The organism is Lentzea atacamensis, assembly GCF_003269295.1.
GTDB classification, from domain to species: Bacteria; Actinomycetota; Actinomycetes; order Mycobacteriales; family Pseudonocardiaceae; genus Lentzea; species Lentzea atacamensis.
The window spans coordinates 299,738-315,999 of sequence record NZ_QLTT01000004.1 but is presented as its reverse complement, the minus strand read 5'-3'; the positions used below and the strand labels follow the sequence as shown (position 1 = coordinate 315,999).

Here is a 16,262-nt window from a genome sequence, read left to right as displayed (position 1 = left end):
CGCGAACCCAGGGGAGCCAACATATTCTGGCTCGCGTGAAAAACGTCCTACCGTTGTGCGCCGCGGGTTTCGTGACCGCGTTCGGAGCTCACGGCGTCGCATCCGGTTTGGGATTTCTGCAGACCAACCTGCTCGCGCTCGGGCTCCTGCTCGCGATCTACGACGGCGCGGAGATCGTTCTCAAGCCGGTCTTCGGCTCGCTGGCCGACCGAATTGGCCCCCGCCCGGTGCTGCTGGGCGGCCTCGTGGCGTTCGTCGTCGCGAGCGCCGCGTTCGTGCTGATCGACAACATCGCCGTCGCGCGGTTCGGGCAGGGCGTGGCCGCGGCGGCGTTCTCCCCCGCCGCCGGCGCGATGGTCGCCCGCCTCACCCCGGCGGGCGCCAAGGGCAAGGCGTTCGGCCGGTACGGCGCGTGGAAGGGCGTCGGCTACACGGCCGGACCTCTGCTCGGTGGTGTGCTGATCCATCTCGGCGGCTTCGACCTGCTGTTCCTGACCATGGCCGCACTCGCGGCGGCGGTGGGCGCATGGGTGTTGACGGTGCCGGCCCTGAAACCGCTGCCCCGCCACCGGCAAACCCTCGCCGACCTCGCGAAGCGCCTGTCCCACAGCGACTTTCTGAGGCCGACGGCGGCACTGGCGGCGTCGACGGCCGCACTGGCCACCGCGGTGGGCTTCCTGCCGGTGAAAGCCGCCCAGCACGGCCCGATCGTCACCGGTGCCGCGGTGTCGCTCCTCGCGATCACCGCGGCACTGGTCCAGCCGCGCCTCGGCAGGGCGCTGGACGCCGGACGCGTGACGACCCGCCCGGGCATCCGCGCAGGCGTCCTCACCGCCGCGGCGGGTTTCGTGGCCGCCGCGGTGATCCCCGGACTCGCGGGCGCGCTCGTGGCCGCCCTCCTGATCGGCGCCGGATCAGGAGCCGTGACCCCGCTGGCGTTCGCGGCGCTCGCGACCGCCACGCCGGAGGAACGCCTGGGCCAGACGATGGGCAGCGCCGAGGTGGGCAGGGAACTGGGCGACGCGGGCGGCCCGCTCCTGGTGGGCGGGCTCGCCTCGCTCGCCTCGCTGCCGGCCGGGCTGCTCGGCCTGGCCGTGGTGATCGCTCTTACGGCTTGGTGATCTCCAGCTGCAGCTCGGTGACCCAGTCCGCGGGGTCGCCCACGCCGTAGTTCAGGTAGACCTCACGGGCGAACCCGTTCTGCTGGTAGCCGTGAGCCTCGACCCACTTCGCCACGGCCTGGTACGTGACGTCGACGTCGTCCATCGTGCCCCGGTGCACGATGGTCGCCGCCTCCGCCAGCGCCGGCAGGTCCACGACCTCGAAGTCGTACGCCGGGGACGGGTCGGCCGACACCGTCATCCCCGCGTGGACCAGCACCTGATCCCCCTCGGCGGGCTCGTACGTGGCGATCCCGTACCCGGTGATCGGCACCCCGGCGCGCTCCAGGCGCGCCATCAGCTCCGGGTACAGCGGCTGGATCACGGGCCCGATGTCCTCGGGCCCGTACGACGCGGCGGTAGCCGTCAAACGGGCGATCCGCGCAGCCTCGACCGGCTTCACAACAACGTCGTCAGTGGGCATTGCGCCTTCCCTTTCAATGGCGCGGAGACGTGCTTCAACCCGCCGCAACCGCGACTCGTCCGCGAGAATCTGCTGCCTCAGCTCGGCGCGCCGCAACGAAAGCATTCCGTGCAACTGTTCAACGGAAAGCTTTTCGTCGAGCACGATTTTTACCTGGTCGAGCGTCAGACCGAGATCCTTCAACGCGACCAGCCGGTTGAGCCGCTGCAGCTGCGCGGCGGTGTAGAAGCGGTAGCCGGACGACGGGTCCACGTGGGCCGGTGGGAGCAGCCCGACCGCGTCGTAATGGCGGAGCATCCGCACCGACACACGCCCCAGATGGGCGAAGTCTCCGATGGTGAACATGACTGCTCCTGTGTAGGGGCTGACACGGTGTCAGGGTCAAGAAATGATGGTTTGAGCAACGCACCGGGTGCGCATCCTGGGGCGTTGACGAGAGGTGGCACATGACGTTCGCACATCCGGCGTTGTTCTACTCCGACGAGGAGTCCTACATCGACGGGACTGTTCCGTTCGTCGTGGAAGGCCTGGCCAACGCCGAGCCCGTCGCCATCGCGGTGCCGAGCCAGAACCTGACCCTGCTCAGGGACGCTCTCAGCAGGTTCGCGCACCTCGTGACGTTCATCGACATGACAGACACCGGCCGCAACCCCGGCCGGATCATCCCCGAGCTCCGCGCGTTCGCCGACCGGCACCGCGGGGCCGTGCGGATCATCAGCGAACCGGTGTGGAACCACCGCACCGAGGTCGAGTACCCCGCGTGCGCGCTGCACGAGGCGCTGGTGAACTACGCGTTCAGCGGCCGTGACCTCAGCATTCTCTGCCCGTACAACACCTCGGTGCTGCGCCACGACGTCCTGGCCGACGCCGAGAAGACCCACCCGATCGTGATCGACGCGGGCGGCCACCGTCCCAGCGACCACTTCCACCCCGCACGGGTCGTCCTCGCCGCGCACTCGCTGCCGTTGCAGACGCCGGTGGACGCGGCGAGCACGTCGGCCGCGGCCGGAGCGATGGCGGCGGTGCGGGCGTTCGCACGTGAGCAGGCCTTCAAGCTGGGGCTCGCGCAGGACCGGGTGGACGACTTCGCCCTCGCGGTGACCGAGCTCGCGACCAACAGCGTGCGGCACGGCGGCGGCGAGAGCACCGTCCGGGTCTGGACGGAAAGTGAAAGTATTGTTTGCCAAGTCAACGACAACGGGCACATCACCGATGTGCTGGCCGGCCGCACCCCTGTTCACGCAAACGAACCAGGCGGTCGCGGTCTGTTGCTGGTGAACCGTTTGGCGGACCTTGTGCGCACCCAAACGACGTCGTCCGGGACCGCAATCCAGGTCAGATTCGATCTGGCCAACAAAAAGGCAACGTGATCGACATACATTCGGGCGTGTTCGTTATAGCTTGAGCACGTGCACGACGAGGAAGCGACGGAAATCGGTTACACGGGGGCGCGTTTCGGGTCCCCGGCGACCCGTAGACGACTGCGCGCCGAACGTACTCACGACACGAGCGGTGCGGAGACGCAACAACTGCCCCGTCAGCAACCGTTGCGCCAACGCCCGCCGGAACCGCCACCGGAGTGGCCGATGCAGGAAGAAGAACCACCCCATGTCCCCGCGCGGGACAGCGCTCTCGTTCGTCCGTACGCCCGCACCGGCGGCCGTACGGCGGCCCGTCACGACCTGCGCCTGGAAACGCTGCTCTCCACGGACGAGGACCGCCTGTACCGCGCGAACAACGACCAGGCGGCGATGATGCGGCTGTGCCTGCAACCGCGGTCGGTCGCCGAGATCTCCGCGCTCATGAAGATCCCGCTGGGTGTCACGCGGGTGCTGCTCAGCGACCTGATCACGCTCGGCCTGGTCGCCGTGCACGAGCCGAGCGCCCAGCCGAACCTGTCGCTGCTCGAACGCGTCCTGTCCGGTCTGCGTCGTCTCTAGGGCCGGTGGTAGCCACCCGTTCGCCGACGAGCAGGATCACCGGGGGTCGCCGATAATGAGATCGTGGCGACCCCGAACGACGAGACGTCAGACCCGATCACCAAGCCCGTGCCGGTGTCGGGAAGCGAAGCCGCACCGAAGAAGCTGCGGCCCACGAGAATCAGCGGCACCTGGATCGCCGTGCTGATCGCGATCGTCGTGCTGATCTTCCTGCTCGTCTTCATCCTGCAGAACGGCGGCACCACGACCATCCGCATCATGTGGGGCCAGTTCAGCCTTCCGCTGGGCGTGGCACTGCTGTTCGCGGCGATCGGCGGTGCGGTGCTGGTCGCGACCGTGGGCGCGGCCCGCATCCTGCAGTTGCGGCGTCAGGCGAAACGGCTCACTGGTCGTCCCTCGACCTCATCACCAGCTCGACGCGAGAGCTGATTTCGAGCTTCCGGAAGATCTTGCGCAGGTGGAAGTTCACCGTGTGGGGTGACATGAACAGCTGCGTGGAGATCTGCCGGTTCGTCTGGCCCTTCGCCACGAGGTTCGCGATCGCCCGTTCGGTGTCGTCCAAACTGGACCATCCGGACGCGGGGCGCACCGGTGCCGCTCTCCTGCGCCTGCCGAGCTTGCGCAGCCGTCCCAGCACCCGCGCGCTGTCGCGGGACGCGCCGATCTCCCGGTACAGCTCGAGCGCGTTCTCCAGCGCCTTGACCGACGCGGCACGCTCGGAGGTCGTCAGCAGCACACCGAGGTCCTCGGACGCGTTGGCCCGCGCCCACAGGTCGCGGTGCTGCTGCGACGCCAGTTCCAGCAGCGTGGCGTCACCGTCGAACAGGCCGCGCGCGTGCATCGCGGCCGCCGCCACCGCGCGGAACCCGGGGTTCTCCTCTGCCAGCCGCTCCACGCGGTCGACGACGGCCTTGGCCAGCCGCTCGTCCCCCGCCTCCACGGCCCGGCGCACGAACCACCCGGCCGCACGGGGTTCCTCGGCGAACAGGCCCGACGACACCAGGCCCGGATACTCGTCCGTCAGCTTCGCCATCGCCTTGTCGAGCCCGAACCCCACGTGGGAGACGAGAACGTCGGCCCACTGGTAGTAGGCGCGCGAGAAGACGATCCCGTCGACCGGCACCTGCCCGCGGTAGCGCTCGACGTGTTCGATCGCGGCGGGGAGGTCACCGGTGTGGATCGCGACCATCGCGAGCACCGTCAGCGCCGGTGCCACCAGCGCGGTGTGCCCGGTCTCCTCCGCCACCGACAGCGCGTTGCGCGCCTCGACCGACGCCTCCTCGATCCGCCCGGCCTGCAACAGGATCCGCGCCTGCACGACCGAGGTCATGAGCTCCTTGGTCACCGCCGACGACGGCCCGCTGCGCGCCCGCCGCACCACGCTGTCGGCCTCCGCGAACTCCCGCAGGCCGGAGTGGAGCGTCGCCAGCAGCAGCTGCGGATACGCGCACAGGTCGTACGAGGTCACGGACTGCGCGGCCTCGCGCGCCAGCTCCAGTGCCGCGCCTGGCTGTCCGGTGTCCCGCGCGATCGCCGCGAGCACCGCCAGCGCGGTGGCCAGCACGTCGTCCGGCAGGCCCGTGTGGGTGCGCACGACCGTCTCGGCCAGTTCCTCCGCGCGCTGCCGGTCGTGGCCGAGCAACGCCATCATCCGGGTGATCTCCACCCACGGCGCCAGTTCCGGCGGCAGATCGGGTTCGTCCAGCAACGCCTCGCAGATCTCGGCCGACTCGGCGTGCTGCGCGCCCAGCGCCGTCGTCATGGCCACGCAGTGCCGCAGCTTGGCGGCGGGCGCCGGGGGAACCTGGCGGGACAACGCGTCCTGCGCGAGCGCTTGCGCCGCCGTGAGCTTCCCGGCCGCGATCAACGCCCGGACCGCGATGACCGTTCGATGCACCAGCGAACCCGACGCCTGGTCGGTGAGCTCGAGTGCGCGGACCGCGAGCTCGGCGGCGGCGTCCGGCGCGTTCCACAGCACGGCTTTCGCGGCGGCGACCAGGCCGTCGATCGACCGCACGTCACCGCGCTGGGCGCCGTGCAGGAGGTGCTGGGCCGCCACGACCGCGGAGTCCCCGCGCCCGAGCAACATCTCGCCGGCCTCGCGGTGCAGCGCCCGCCGCACCGGTGGCGGCACCGAGTCGGCGACCAGCCGCCACACCAGCTCGTGCCGGAACGCCAGGCGGTCGTCGAGCGACGTCACCACGCCCGCGCCGATGACCTCGTCCAGCGCCGGCAACAGGATCGCCGTGCTGGAGGCGAGCATCTCCGCGACGTCACCGGGTTCGAAGCGCGGGCCGAGCACCGACGCGACCTGCAGCAGGTGCCTCGCTTTGCCGCTCAGCGAACTGACGCGGTCGCGCAGCAACGCCTCGGTGCGGCGCGGCAACCGGTCGGAGCGCAACGACGCGTGCTCTGCCGACACCTCGACCTGATCGTCTTCGCGCAGGGCGGTGAAGAGACTGATCAAGGCGGCGGGATTTCCCTGCGCCGTCGAGGCCAGTGCCCGGAGATCGTGATCCGGGATTCCGCCGGTGAGGTCGGCGACGAGCTCCGCGATCACGTTGTCCGTCAACGGGCGCAGCTCGATCCGCACGGCACCGCGCGCGGCGGCGGCCGCGAACAGTCGGTCCGCGCCCTCGCCGCAGCGGCGGGCGAGCAGCCAGACGACCTTCTCGTGGGTGGAGGCCGGTAGCAGCGAGCGCAACGCGGCCAGGGTGCCTGGCTCGGCCAGGTGGAGATCGTCGAGCACGACCAGGGTGGGACCGTCCGGTTCACGTTCTGCCAGACGGGCCAGCAGAAACGGCTGATCCAGCTCGTCCTGCGCGGTGGCGACGTCGAAACCGCGGCGTGCGGCGACCGCGGCGGCCTCGGCCAGCAACCGCGTCTTGCCGGTTCCCGCCGCGCCGTCGACCAAGACCACACCGGTGCCCGCTTCCAGCACACCGTTCAGGAGCTCTCGTTCTCCCTCACGGCCGCGGAACACCCCGTCCCGATTCCCCGACACCCATTTTTCCTTTCGCTCCGCGGCGGCGGAGAACACACGCTGCACTACCACAACGCCCGTACCGCGACCAGCCCTGAGGCAGTCTCCCTAGGCCGTCCGGATGACCAGGTGAGGCCGCTTCCCGGCTGCCGCTACCCGTTCGAGTAGTTGCCCGGCGGATCATACGGGCCGCAGACGTGTTGAGACGCCCATAGCGTAAGAACCTCTACCTGGGCAAGTGGCGCTGTTTCTCCTAGCATCAATTCCGCTGATCCATTCACCACCGGATTGCGGGGAGATCTTGAAAAACCGGCTGAAAGTGTGGTGTGCCGGAATCAGCGACCAGGTGACGCCGGGCACGACCACCGTGCTGGAAGGCGCTCCCGGGACGGGCAAGACCGCGGTGGTGGACGATCTCGCCGCGCGCTGGGAGGCCTGCGGCAGGCAGGTCGTGCGGGCGCGCGGCAGTGCCCTCGAGGGCGATCTTCCGTTCGGGATCGTGGCCCAGCTCTTCGACATGGCCGACCCCGCTCTCGTGCCACCGGAGGCTCTCGGGGCGCTCCAGCTGACCGCGCCGGCCGCCGACTTCGCCGTGCTGCACGGCGTGTACCGGCTGGCCACGGCGCTCGCGGGCACGTCAGGGCTGCTCATCGCGGTGGACGATGCGCACTGGGCGGATGCCGCGTCGTTGCGCTGGCTCGCCTACCTGGCTCTGCGCGTCCAGCGTCTGCCCATCGCCCTGGTGCTGGCCGTGGGTGCGGGTGAGCGATGTGACGACGCTTCTTATGGCGAGATCATGGCCACGTGTCGTCGCGTGACGCTGACCAACCTGTCCGCGGACGCCATCGCCGGGCTCATCACTCCGGCACCCGCCCCCGAGTTCGTCGCCGCCTGCTTCGAGGCGACCGGTGGCAACCCGCTGACCGTGACGCGGCTGCTCGCGGCGTTGGAGGAGGACGGGGTGCCGCCGACCGCCGAGGCCGCGTGGCAGGTGGCCCAGCGCGGTGCGGAGGTCTCCGCCGGTGTCATGGCGGACTGGCTGCGCCGTCGGCCCGCCGCTGTGGTGGCGGCGGCGCAGTGCATCGCCGTGCTGGGACCGTCGCCGCATCCCGGCGTGCTGGCGGAGCTGACCGGGCTGGGCCCGGTCGAGCTGACCGAGGCCGTTCGGACGGTCGAGCTGCTGGGCGTGGCCGGGCCGGCGGTTCTCCACGACATGCCCGGACCCGCGCGGGCTGCTTTGCATCTGCGGGCCGCACGGTCGCTGCGCGCGCACGGCGCGTCGGACCGGGTCGTGGCCGATCATCTGCTGGAGACCTCGCCGGGGCTGGAACAGTGGGCGGGCGAGGTGCTCGACCGGGCCGCGCAGGAGGCGGTGAACCAGGGCGACATGCCCGGTGCCGCGCGGTTGCTGTGGCGGGCGCTGCGCGAACCGGTGGCGAACCCGTCGCGGGCGTTGCGGCTGCTGGGTGTGGCCGAGCTGGTCGGCAATCTTCCCGGCGCGACCGCCCGGCTGCGCGAGGCGTTCCAGTCCGATGAGGACGATGAGGAGTCCGCCGTCGCGTTGTCCTACGCCCTGCACGCAGAGGGAAAGCCCGTCGAGCTGGCGGCGGTGCTCTCGGGCGGTTCGCCGTGGGCGCAGGCCCACCTCGCCGTGCACGGGCTGGCGTGGCAGGAAGCCGTGCCGTCGTCGGTGTCGCTGGACACGCCCGCCGGGGTGCTGCACCACGTGATGGTCGGTGACATCAGCGCGGAAGAGGCTGTTTCGCTGGTGTCGGCCGACAGCACGATGTCCGCGCTGGCGTCCGCGATGATCCTCAACCTGGCCGACGCGCTGGACTCGGCGCTGACCGTGCTCGACGACGTGGACCGCGCGCAGGCACCGGCGTTGCGCGCCCTGACGTACGTGATGCGCGCGAACGTCCAGCGCCGCAAGGGAGATCTCGTCTCCGCCCGCGCCGACCTGACGCTCGCCGGCGACCACCTGCGGCAGGACGGGCGCTGGCTCGCGGTGTCGACCTGGCACGCCGCGCTGCTCGCCGACATCCTGCTGGAGGAGAGCCGCACGGACGAGGCCGCCGCCGTGATCGCGGCGGCGTCGACCGACGAGGCTCGGCAGATGTGGACGTACGGCGGCCTGCTGACCATCCGCGGCCGGATGCAGACCGTGCGCGGCGACGACCACGAAGCGCTGGAGTCGTTCCTGGCCGCCGGACGGCACTGCGAGGCGTGGCCCTACCGCAATCCCGCACCGCTGGCGTGGCGTTCCGGAGCGGCCTTGGCTTATGCGGCACTGGGTGACGGCGAACAAGCGCGCAAGTTCGCCGACGAAGAGGTGTCGTTGGCACGCGCGTGGGGTGCGCCGCGCGCGCTGGGCATGGCATTGCGCGCGGCGGGCCGGGTCACCGCGGGCACCGCCGGTCGGACGTTGCTGGAAGAGGCCGTGCGGGTGCTTCGGACCTCCCCCGCCCGTTTGGAGCTGGCGCGCGCGTTGGTAGACCTTGGTGTTGTTCTGCGGCGTCAGGCCGACACGTCCGGTGCGCGCGCCAGTTTGCGTGAGGCTTTGGATCTCGCGCAGAAGTGCGGGTCTTCCGCGATGGCCGCGCGGGCGTACTCCGAACTGGTCGCGACGGGCGCCGGCCCCCGCCGCCTGCGCCAGACCGGTCCGACCGCGCTGACCCCGGCCGAGCACCAGGTGGCGGCGCTGGCGGCACGGGGACGGTCCAACGAGGAGATCGCCTCGACGTTGCTGATGCCCGCGGACACCGTCGAGGGCGTGCTCTCCGGGATCTGCCGCAAACTGGGCGTCTCCAGCCGTTTGCAGCTTTCGGAAGCACTCGATGGTCACACTGGTTCGGACCCGTTCGGCCGATAGTTTCTGTTACGACGATCGGCCTATGGTCCTGCTCATGGCGAGCGACTTGCAAAGACGCAAGGTGTCGGTGGTGTTCGGCGCGATGGACGCCAACGGCGACGGCTACCTGGACGAGACCGACTTCCGCGCCCTCACCGCGCGCTGGGTGTCGTTGCGCGGCGGCGACGAGGAACTGCTGTCCGGCGTGATGATGGGCTGGTGGGCGACGCTGCACGCGATCGCGGGCCAGAGCCGCGTGACCATCGACAACGTGCTGAGCATCGTGGACGCGCTCCCGAAGACGCCGGAAGCCGTCACCGACACCGCCGACGCGATGTTCGCCGCCGTCGACGAGAACCACGACGACTACATCTCGCGGTCCGAGTACCAGACGATGATCACCGCCTGGCTCGGCCACGAAGGCGTCACCGACTTCGCCGCGCTGGACTCCGACGGTGACGGCAGGCTCTCGCGCGAGGAGTTCGCCCGTCTGTGGCTGGAGTTCTGGGCCGGCGACGACCCGGACGCCGCCGGCACCTACGTCTTCGGGCCGGTCTGACGGAGCACGGCGAGACGACCGGACTTCACCGAACCGTCCTCGTGCCACGAGCCGGTGACCACGCCGATCGCGTCCCCCGGCGTGCTTTCCGGGACGATCCGCCGGTCCAGGTCGATCGTGACCGCCTCCGGGACGAGTGGCGCACGGATCAGCCGGCCGCGCGCCTCTGCCGGACCGAACCCGCTGCGGGCAGCCGGATCCGAGGTCCCGCCGGTGGCGACCAGGCCGAGGATCGCGGCGATCCACACCGGATCCGTCACCGCGTCGTAGATCCACCGCGTACCCAGCACGCTGTGTTCGGCGGTCGTGACGAGCGCGCCTCCGGCGAGCGGCGCGGGACGGTACGTCAGCGGCACCTGGTACACCGCCTCGCCGTCCCGGAGCACGTGTGTTTCCACGCCGACCTGGCCGGCCGGGTCCTCGAAGCGGAGGAAACCGACCGGCCGCGGTGAGCCTTTTCCGTCGTACCACGGCTGACCCGCCAGCCAGGCGGGCAGGAAGTCGCGGAACGACGGGGTCAGCGTGGCACCGGCGTGAATCTTCCCCATGCTGTGCAGGCTAGGCGAGCACCTGTTCGCGCAGGATGTCGGCGTGCCCGCAATGCTGCGCCAGCTCGCGCAGCACCTGCAGGTACACCCAGTGCAGCGTGCGCGGCCCGGACCGGTGGCCGGTCACGACGGCGTCCAGCGGCAGGTCCGCGACCGCGGTTCTCGCGGTGGCGCAGGCTTCCCGGTAGGCCGCCGTGACCGAGACGATGGTGTCGCCGGGGTCGAGCCGGAAGGACTCGTCCGGCCTCTGCACCAGGCCGAGCTCCCGGCGCGACGTGCCACCGACGCATTCCTCGAACCACACCCGCTGCATCCACGTGACGTGCTTGAGCAGCCCGAGCAACGTGGTCGCCGACGGGACCAGCCGGCGGCGGGCCTGTTCCTCGGTGAGACCGTGAAGAGTCACCTCGATGGCGCTGCGACAGTCCTCTATGAACGCTTCGAGCTGTACGCGTTCCTCGTCCAGCGGTACATCGAACACACCCATCAGAGTCTCCCGTCCGGCGGCGACGTCGACTCTAAGCATGCACGAGGGTGAAGAACTCCTGACGTGACGCGGGGTCCGACCGCAGCAGGCCCTGCAGCGCCGACGTGACGGTGCGGGATCCGTTGACCCGCACGCCTCGCAAGGCCATGCACAGGTGCTCCGCCTCGATCACGACGCCGACTCCCTTGGGGCGCAGGTGTTCCTGAAGCCAGTCCGCGACCTGTTTGGTCAGTCGTTCCTGCACCTGCAGGTCGCGCGCGAACATCTCCACGACCCTCGCGAGCTTCGACAGGCCCAGGATCCGTTCGCCCGGCAGGTAGCCGACGTGCGCGACACCGTGGAACGGCAACATGTGGTGCTCGCACAACGACTGCACCGGAATCCCGCGTGCCAGCACGAGCTCGTCGTAGCCCTCGTCGTTCGGGAACGTCGTGAGGTTGAAGGCCCTCGGCGTCAGGAGTTCCGCGTACGCCTCGGCGACCCGGCGCGGTGTGTCCGCCAGGTGCACCGAGAACGGGTCCTTTCCCAGCGCCTTCAGCAGGTCGGTCACCGCGTGCCGGGCCGCCTCCGTGTCGATGACGGGATCGGTCATCGGCTGGCCAGCCTGGACAACGCGAGCGCGCCGACCAGCAGACCGACGTCGCGCAACGCGACGTCGTAGTAGCCGGGCAGGGTCAGCAGGTTCACGATGATGCCGAGCAGCCAGGCGGCGACGACCAGCCCGCCCCACTTCGGCTGCAGCGCGACCAGCACACCGGCCACGATCTCGATCACGCCGACGATGTACATCGCGGTCTGCGGGCTGCCGGGCACGATCGAGTCGATCCACGGCGCCAGGTAGACGGGCCAGTCCACGAGCAGGTTGAAGAACTTGTCCAGCCCGAACAGGATCGGCGCCACCGTGAAGACCGTGCGCAACAGCACGAACGCCTGCGTCGCGGGATCCGTGCGCGTCAGGACTGCCATGACTCCTCCTTCTAACGACAACTTTCGCTAACGTTAGAACCACTGGCGGATTTTCGTCAACCGAAGTAGGTTTTAGAGATGGCCGACCCCGTCGCCGCCGTCGCGGCCCTCGACGAGCCGAACCGGCGCAAGCTCTACGACTTCGTGGTGCGCCAAACCGCGCCCATCAGCAAGGACGAGGCGTCCGAGGCCATCGGTCTGCCGCGCACGACGGCCGGGTTCCACCTCGACAAGCTGGTCGAGATGGGGCTGCTGGACGTGGTCCACGAGCGGCGCTCCGGACGCACCGGGCCCGGCGCCGGACGGCCGGCGAAGCTGTACCGGCGGTCGGACGAGCAGATCGAGGTGTCGTTGCCCGATCGGCGGTACGAGGCCGCGAGCCACCTGCTGACCGAGTCACTGCTCGAGGCGGAGAGCACCGGGGAGCCGCCGCGCGAGATCCTGAACCGGCGCGCGTACGAGTGGGGCGAGGACCTGGCGACGCAGGCGGATGGCGACGTCGTGCAGGTGCTGGAGGATCTCGGGTTCGAGCCGCAGGCCGACGGGGACGCGGTCCTGCTGGGCAACTGCCCGTTCCACAGCCTCGCCCAGAAGCACACCCAGCTGGTGTGCGGGATGAACCTGTGCCTGATCAGCGGCTTGCTGGACGGCCTCTCCTCAACAACGCACACCGCCAGCCTGGCCCCCACTCCAACCCACTGCTGCGTCCGCCTGGATCAAGAGCGATGAGGGGAGCTTTCATCAACCTGAGGTTTGTGAAAGCTCCCCTCATCAGTCAGGCGCCGTCTTCCAGGTCGCCCTCGGTCTCCAGGTAGGCCGACCTGAGTGCGTCGAGAGTCGCCGGCTCCGGGTGCTCCCACATCTTGCGCTCCGCCGCCTCCAGCAGCCGCTCGGCGATGCCGTGCAACGCCCACGGGTTCGAGGCCTGCAGGAACTTGCGGGTCTCCGGGTCGAGCACGTAGGTCTCGGTCAGCTTCTCGTACATCCAGTCCGCGACGACACCGGTCGTGGCGTCGTACCCGAACAGGTACTCGACCGTCGCCTGCAGCTCGAACGCGCCCTTGTACCCGTGCTGCCGCATCGCCCCGACCCAGCGCGGGTTCACCACGCGGGCGCGGAAGATGCGTGAGGTCTCCTCGGTCAGGGTCCGCGTGCGCACCGCCTCCGGGCGCGTGCTGTCACCGACGTACGCCGCGGGTGCCTTGCCCGTCAGCGCCTTCACCATCGTGACCATGCCGCCGTGGTACTGGAAGTAGTCGTCCGAGTCGGCGATGTCGTGCTCGCGGGTGTCGATGTTCTTGGCCGCCACCGCGATCCGCCGGTATGCCGACTCCATGTCCTCGCGCGCGGCAACACCGTCGACGCCGCGTCCGTAGGCGTAGCCGCCCCACACCGCGTAGACCTCGGCGATGTCGGACGAGTCGCGCCAGTTGCGGCTGTCGATCAACGGCAGCACGCCCGCGCCGTACGCGCCCGGCTTGGAGCCGAAGATCCGCAGCGTAGCCCTGCGCTCGTCGCCGTGCTCCGCCAGGTCCGCGACCATGTGCGCCCGCACGAAGTTCCGATCCGCCGGCTCGTCCAGTGACGCCACCAGCTGCACGGCATCGTCCAAAAGGGACACGACGTGCGGGAAGGCGTCGCGGAAGAACCCGGAGATCCGGACCGTGACGTCGACGCGCGGCCTGTCCAGCTCCTCCAGCGGGATGACCTCGAGGCCCGTGACGCGGCGGGACTGGTCGTCCCACACCGGCCGCACGCCCAGCAGCGCGAACACCTCGGCGATGTCGTCGCCGGCCGTGCGCATCGCCGACGTGCCCCACACCGACAGGCCGACCGAGGGCGGCCACTCGCCGTCGTTCTCCTCGCGGTACCGGGCGAGCAGCGAGTCGGCCATCGCCTGACCGGTCTCCCACGCGAGGCGCGACGGGATGGCCTTCGGGTCGACCGAGTAGAAGTTGCGGCCGGTCGGCAGCACGTTCACCAGGCCGCGCAACGGAGAGCCCGACGGACCGGCCGGGATGTAGCCGCCGTCCAGCGCGTGCAGCACGTTCGTCATCTCGTCCGTGGTGCGCGCCAACCGGGGCACGACCTCGACGGCGGCGAACTCCAGGATCTTCTGCACGTCGGCCGACTCGTGCAGAGTCCGTGCCACGGAAGCGTCCCAGCCCGCGTCTTCCATGGCCTGGACGAGCGCGCGAGCCTGTTCCTCAACGGCGTCGACGTCTTCGCGGGTCGTCGTGGTGAGTCCGAGTGCTTCGCGCAGGCCCGGCAGCGCGGCGACCTGGCCGCCCCACATCTGACGTGCCTGCAGCATCGCGAGCACGAGGTTGACCCGCACCGAACCGGTCGGCGCCTCGCCGAGGACGTGCAGGCCGTCGCGGATCTGGACGTCCTTGACCTCGCACAGCCAGCCGTCGACGTGCAGCAGGAACTCGTCGAACTCCGCGTCGTGCGGCCGGTCGTCCAGGCCGAGGTCGTGGTCGAGCTTCGCGGCCTGGATCAGCGTCCAGATCTGCGCCCGGATCGCCGGCAGCTTGGCCGGGTCCATCGCGGAGATGTTGCCGTACTCGTCGAGCAGCTGCTCCAGCCGCGCGATGTCGCCGTAGCTGTCGGCGCGGGCCATCGGCGGTACGAGGTGGTCGACCAGCGTGGCGTGCGCGCGCCGCTTCGCCTGCGTGCCCTCACCGGGGTCGTTGACGAGGAACGGGTACACCAGCGGCAGATCGCCCAGCGCCGCGTCCGTGCCGCAGGACGCCGACATGCCGACGGTCTTGCCCGGCAACCACTCCAGGTTGCCGTGCTTGCCGACGTGCACCACGGCGTCCGCGCCGAACCTCGACTCGATCCACCGGTAGGCCGCGAGGTAGTGGTGCGACGGCGGCAGGTCCGGGTCGTGGTAGATCGCGATCGGGTTCTCGCCGAACCCGCGGGGCGGCTGGACGATCACGACCACGTTGCCGGACTCCAGCGCCGCCAGCACGATCTCTCCGTCCTTGGACCGCGAGTGGTCGACGAACAGCGAGCCGGGCGCGTCGCCCCAGTGCTCCTGCATCGACTCGCGGAAGTCCTCGGGCAGCGTCTCGTAGAACTCCCGGTACTCCGCCGCGGCGATGCGCACGGGGTTGCTCTCGAACTGCTCCTGCGTGAGCCAGTCCGCGTCCTGCCCACCGGCGGCGATCAACGCGTGGATCAACGCGTCGCCGTCCTGCTCGTCGACACCCGGCAGCTCGGTGCCGATGTCGTAACCGTGCTCCCGCATGGCCTTCAGCAACCGCACGGTCGAGGCGGGCGTGTCGAGACCGACCGCGTTGCCGATCCTGGAGTGCTTGGTCGGGTACGCCGACAGCATCACCGCGATCTTGCGCTCACCGACCGGGATGTGCCGCAGCCGCGCGTGCCTGACCGCGATGCCGGCGACGCGCAGCGCCCGCTCGGGATCCGCCACGTAGACGGTGAGGCCGTCGGAGTCGATCTCCTTGAACGAGAACGGAACCGTGATGATCCGCCCGTCGAACTCGGGGATCGCCACCTGCGTCGCGGTGTCCAAAGGGGACAGTCCGTCGTCGTTGGAGTCCCACGACTCGCGGCTCGACGTCAGGCACAACCCCTGCAGGATCGGCACGTCCAGCGCCGCCAGCGCCCCGACGTCCCACGCGTCGTCGTCCCCGCCTGCGCTCGCCTTGGCGGGGTTCGTGCCACCGGCCGCCAGCACCGTCACGATGAGCGCGTCGGCCTGGCCCAGCGTCTCCAGCAGCTCGGGCTCGGCGGTGCGCAGCGACGAGCAGTAGACCGGCAGCGGCTTCCCGCCCTTGGCCTCGATCGCGTCGCACAACGCGTGCACGAACGCCGTGTTCCCCGCGACGTGATGCGCCCGGTAGTAGAGCACCGCGACCGTCGGGCCGCCCTGCGCGGGCTCGCGCTCCAGCACACCCCACGTGGGCGTGGCGGCAGGTGCCGCGAACCCGTGCCCGGTCAGCAGGATCGTGTCCTCGAGGAACTTGTGCAGCTCGGTGAGGTTCGCCGGCCCGCCGTGCGCCAGGTAGAGGTGGGCCTCGGCGCAGACACCGCCGGGCACCGTCGACAGCTCCATGAGCGCCGCGTCCGGCTGCTGCTCACCGCCGAGCACCACCACGGGCAGCCCGCAGGCCAGCAGCCAGTCGAGCCCTTCCTCCCACATCCTCCGCCCGCCGAGGATGCGCACCACGACCAGGTCGACGCCCTCGACGAGCGCGGGCAGGTCGTCGACGGTCAGTCGCGCGGGGTTGCCGAGCCGGTACTCGGCGCCACTCGCCCGGGCCGACAGCAGGTCGGTGTCGGAGGTCGACAGCAGCAGGATCACGCAGG

14 protein-coding genes are annotated in these 16,262 nt (G+C 70.2%); 7 read left to right on the top strand and 7 right to left on the bottom strand.

The window, feature by feature from the left end; genetic code table 11:
- The first annotated feature begins 35 nt into the window (after positions 1-35).
- A complete protein-coding gene (locus C8D87_RS20485) occupies positions 36-1,121 on the top strand; it encodes an MFS transporter (protein ID WP_325049693.1) in 1,086 nt (361 codons plus the stop codon).
- Here the strand turns inward: C8D87_RS20485 and C8D87_RS20480 are convergent.
- Positions 1,108-1,929 (bottom strand): MerR family transcriptional regulator, encoded by an 822-nt coding sequence (locus C8D87_RS20480; protein ID WP_112227947.1) that lies wholly within the window; start codon positions 1,927-1,929, stop codon positions 1,108-1,110. The genes C8D87_RS20485 and C8D87_RS20480 overlap by 14 nt on opposite strands.
- A gap of 101 nt (positions 1,930-2,030) precedes the next feature.
- Here C8D87_RS20480 and C8D87_RS20475 point away from each other — a divergent pair, with 101 nt between their 5' ends.
- From C8D87_RS20475 to C8D87_RS20465, 3 genes are all read left to right on the top strand, one after another.
- Positions 2,031-2,954, top strand: coding sequence for an anti-sigma factor RsbA family regulatory protein (locus C8D87_RS20475; protein ID WP_112227946.1), 924 nt, complete (start codon positions 2,031-2,033; stop codon positions 2,952-2,954).
- Between the two features lie 216 nt (positions 2,955-3,170).
- Positions 3,171-3,524: a DUF742 domain-containing protein gene (locus tag C8D87_RS20470; RefSeq protein ID WP_211337383.1), complete on the top strand. Its 354-nt coding sequence runs from the start codon at positions 3,171-3,173 to the stop codon at positions 3,522-3,524.
- A 63-nt stretch (positions 3,525-3,587) separates the two neighbouring features.
- Entirely contained in the window at positions 3,588-3,953 is a 366-nt protein-coding gene (locus C8D87_RS20465) for a LapA family protein (RefSeq protein WP_407656947.1), read from the top strand.
- Here the strand turns inward: C8D87_RS20465 and C8D87_RS20460 are convergent.
- Complete coding sequence (locus C8D87_RS20460; RefSeq protein WP_146231591.1) at positions 3,907-6,528, bottom strand: helix-turn-helix transcriptional regulator; 2,622 nt, start codon at positions 6,526-6,528, stop codon at positions 3,907-3,909. The two genes, C8D87_RS20465 and C8D87_RS20460, sit on opposite strands and share 47 nt — an antisense overlap.
- Before the next feature lie 280 nt (positions 6,529-6,808).
- Between C8D87_RS20460 and C8D87_RS20455 the strand changes: the two genes are divergently transcribed.
- Both C8D87_RS20455 and C8D87_RS20450 read left to right on the top strand, forming a co-directional pair.
- Positions 6,809-9,379 carry an AAA family ATPase gene (locus C8D87_RS20455; protein ID WP_170166507.1) on the top strand — a complete coding sequence of 857 codons (2,571 nt, stop codon included), beginning with the start codon at positions 6,809-6,811 and terminating at the stop codon, positions 9,377-9,379.
- 34 nt (positions 9,380-9,413) lie between these two features.
- Positions 9,414-9,917 (top strand): EF-hand domain-containing protein, encoded by a 504-nt coding sequence (locus tag C8D87_RS20450; protein ID WP_109637954.1) that lies wholly within the window; start codon positions 9,414-9,416, stop codon positions 9,915-9,917.
- Here the strand turns inward: C8D87_RS20450 and C8D87_RS20445 are convergent.
- From C8D87_RS20445 to C8D87_RS20430, 4 genes are read right to left on the bottom strand one after another with little or no spacing between them, the layout of a single operon-like run.
- Complete coding sequence (locus C8D87_RS20445; protein WP_112227944.1) at positions 9,896-10,465, bottom strand: maltokinase N-terminal cap-like domain-containing protein; 570 nt, start codon at positions 10,463-10,465, stop codon at positions 9,896-9,898. The genes C8D87_RS20450 and C8D87_RS20445 overlap by 22 nt on opposite strands.
- 10 nt (positions 10,466-10,475) lie before the next feature.
- Positions 10,476-10,952: a DinB family protein gene (locus tag C8D87_RS20440; protein ID WP_112227943.1), complete on the bottom strand. Its 477-nt coding sequence runs from the start codon at positions 10,950-10,952 to the stop codon at positions 10,476-10,478.
- Between the two features lie 31 nt (positions 10,953-10,983).
- Positions 10,984-11,544 (bottom strand): GTP cyclohydrolase I FolE, encoded by a 561-nt coding sequence (folE, locus tag C8D87_RS20435; protein ID WP_109637549.1) that lies wholly within the window; start codon positions 11,542-11,544, stop codon positions 10,984-10,986.
- On the bottom strand, positions 11,541-11,918 hold the full coding sequence (locus C8D87_RS20430; protein WP_112227942.1) for a DoxX family membrane protein: 378 nt from the start codon (positions 11,916-11,918) through the stop codon (positions 11,541-11,543). The genes folE and C8D87_RS20430 overlap by 4 nt, the downstream gene beginning before the upstream one ends.
- 78 nt (positions 11,919-11,996) lie before the next feature.
- Between C8D87_RS20430 and C8D87_RS20425 the strand changes: the two genes are divergently transcribed.
- The gene (locus C8D87_RS20425; RefSeq protein WP_112227941.1) at positions 11,997-12,647 is read left to right on the top strand and encodes a helix-turn-helix transcriptional regulator; all 651 of its coding nucleotides are present in this window, start codon (positions 11,997-11,999) and stop codon (positions 12,645-12,647) included.
- Between the two features lie 46 nt (positions 12,648-12,693).
- Here the strand turns inward: C8D87_RS20425 and cobN are convergent, their stop codons facing one another.
- Positions 12,694-16,257, bottom strand: coding sequence for a cobaltochelatase subunit CobN (gene cobN / locus C8D87_RS20420; RefSeq protein WP_112227940.1), 3,564 nt, complete (start codon positions 16,255-16,257; stop codon positions 12,694-12,696).
- Positions 16,258-16,262 lie beyond the last annotated feature (5 nt).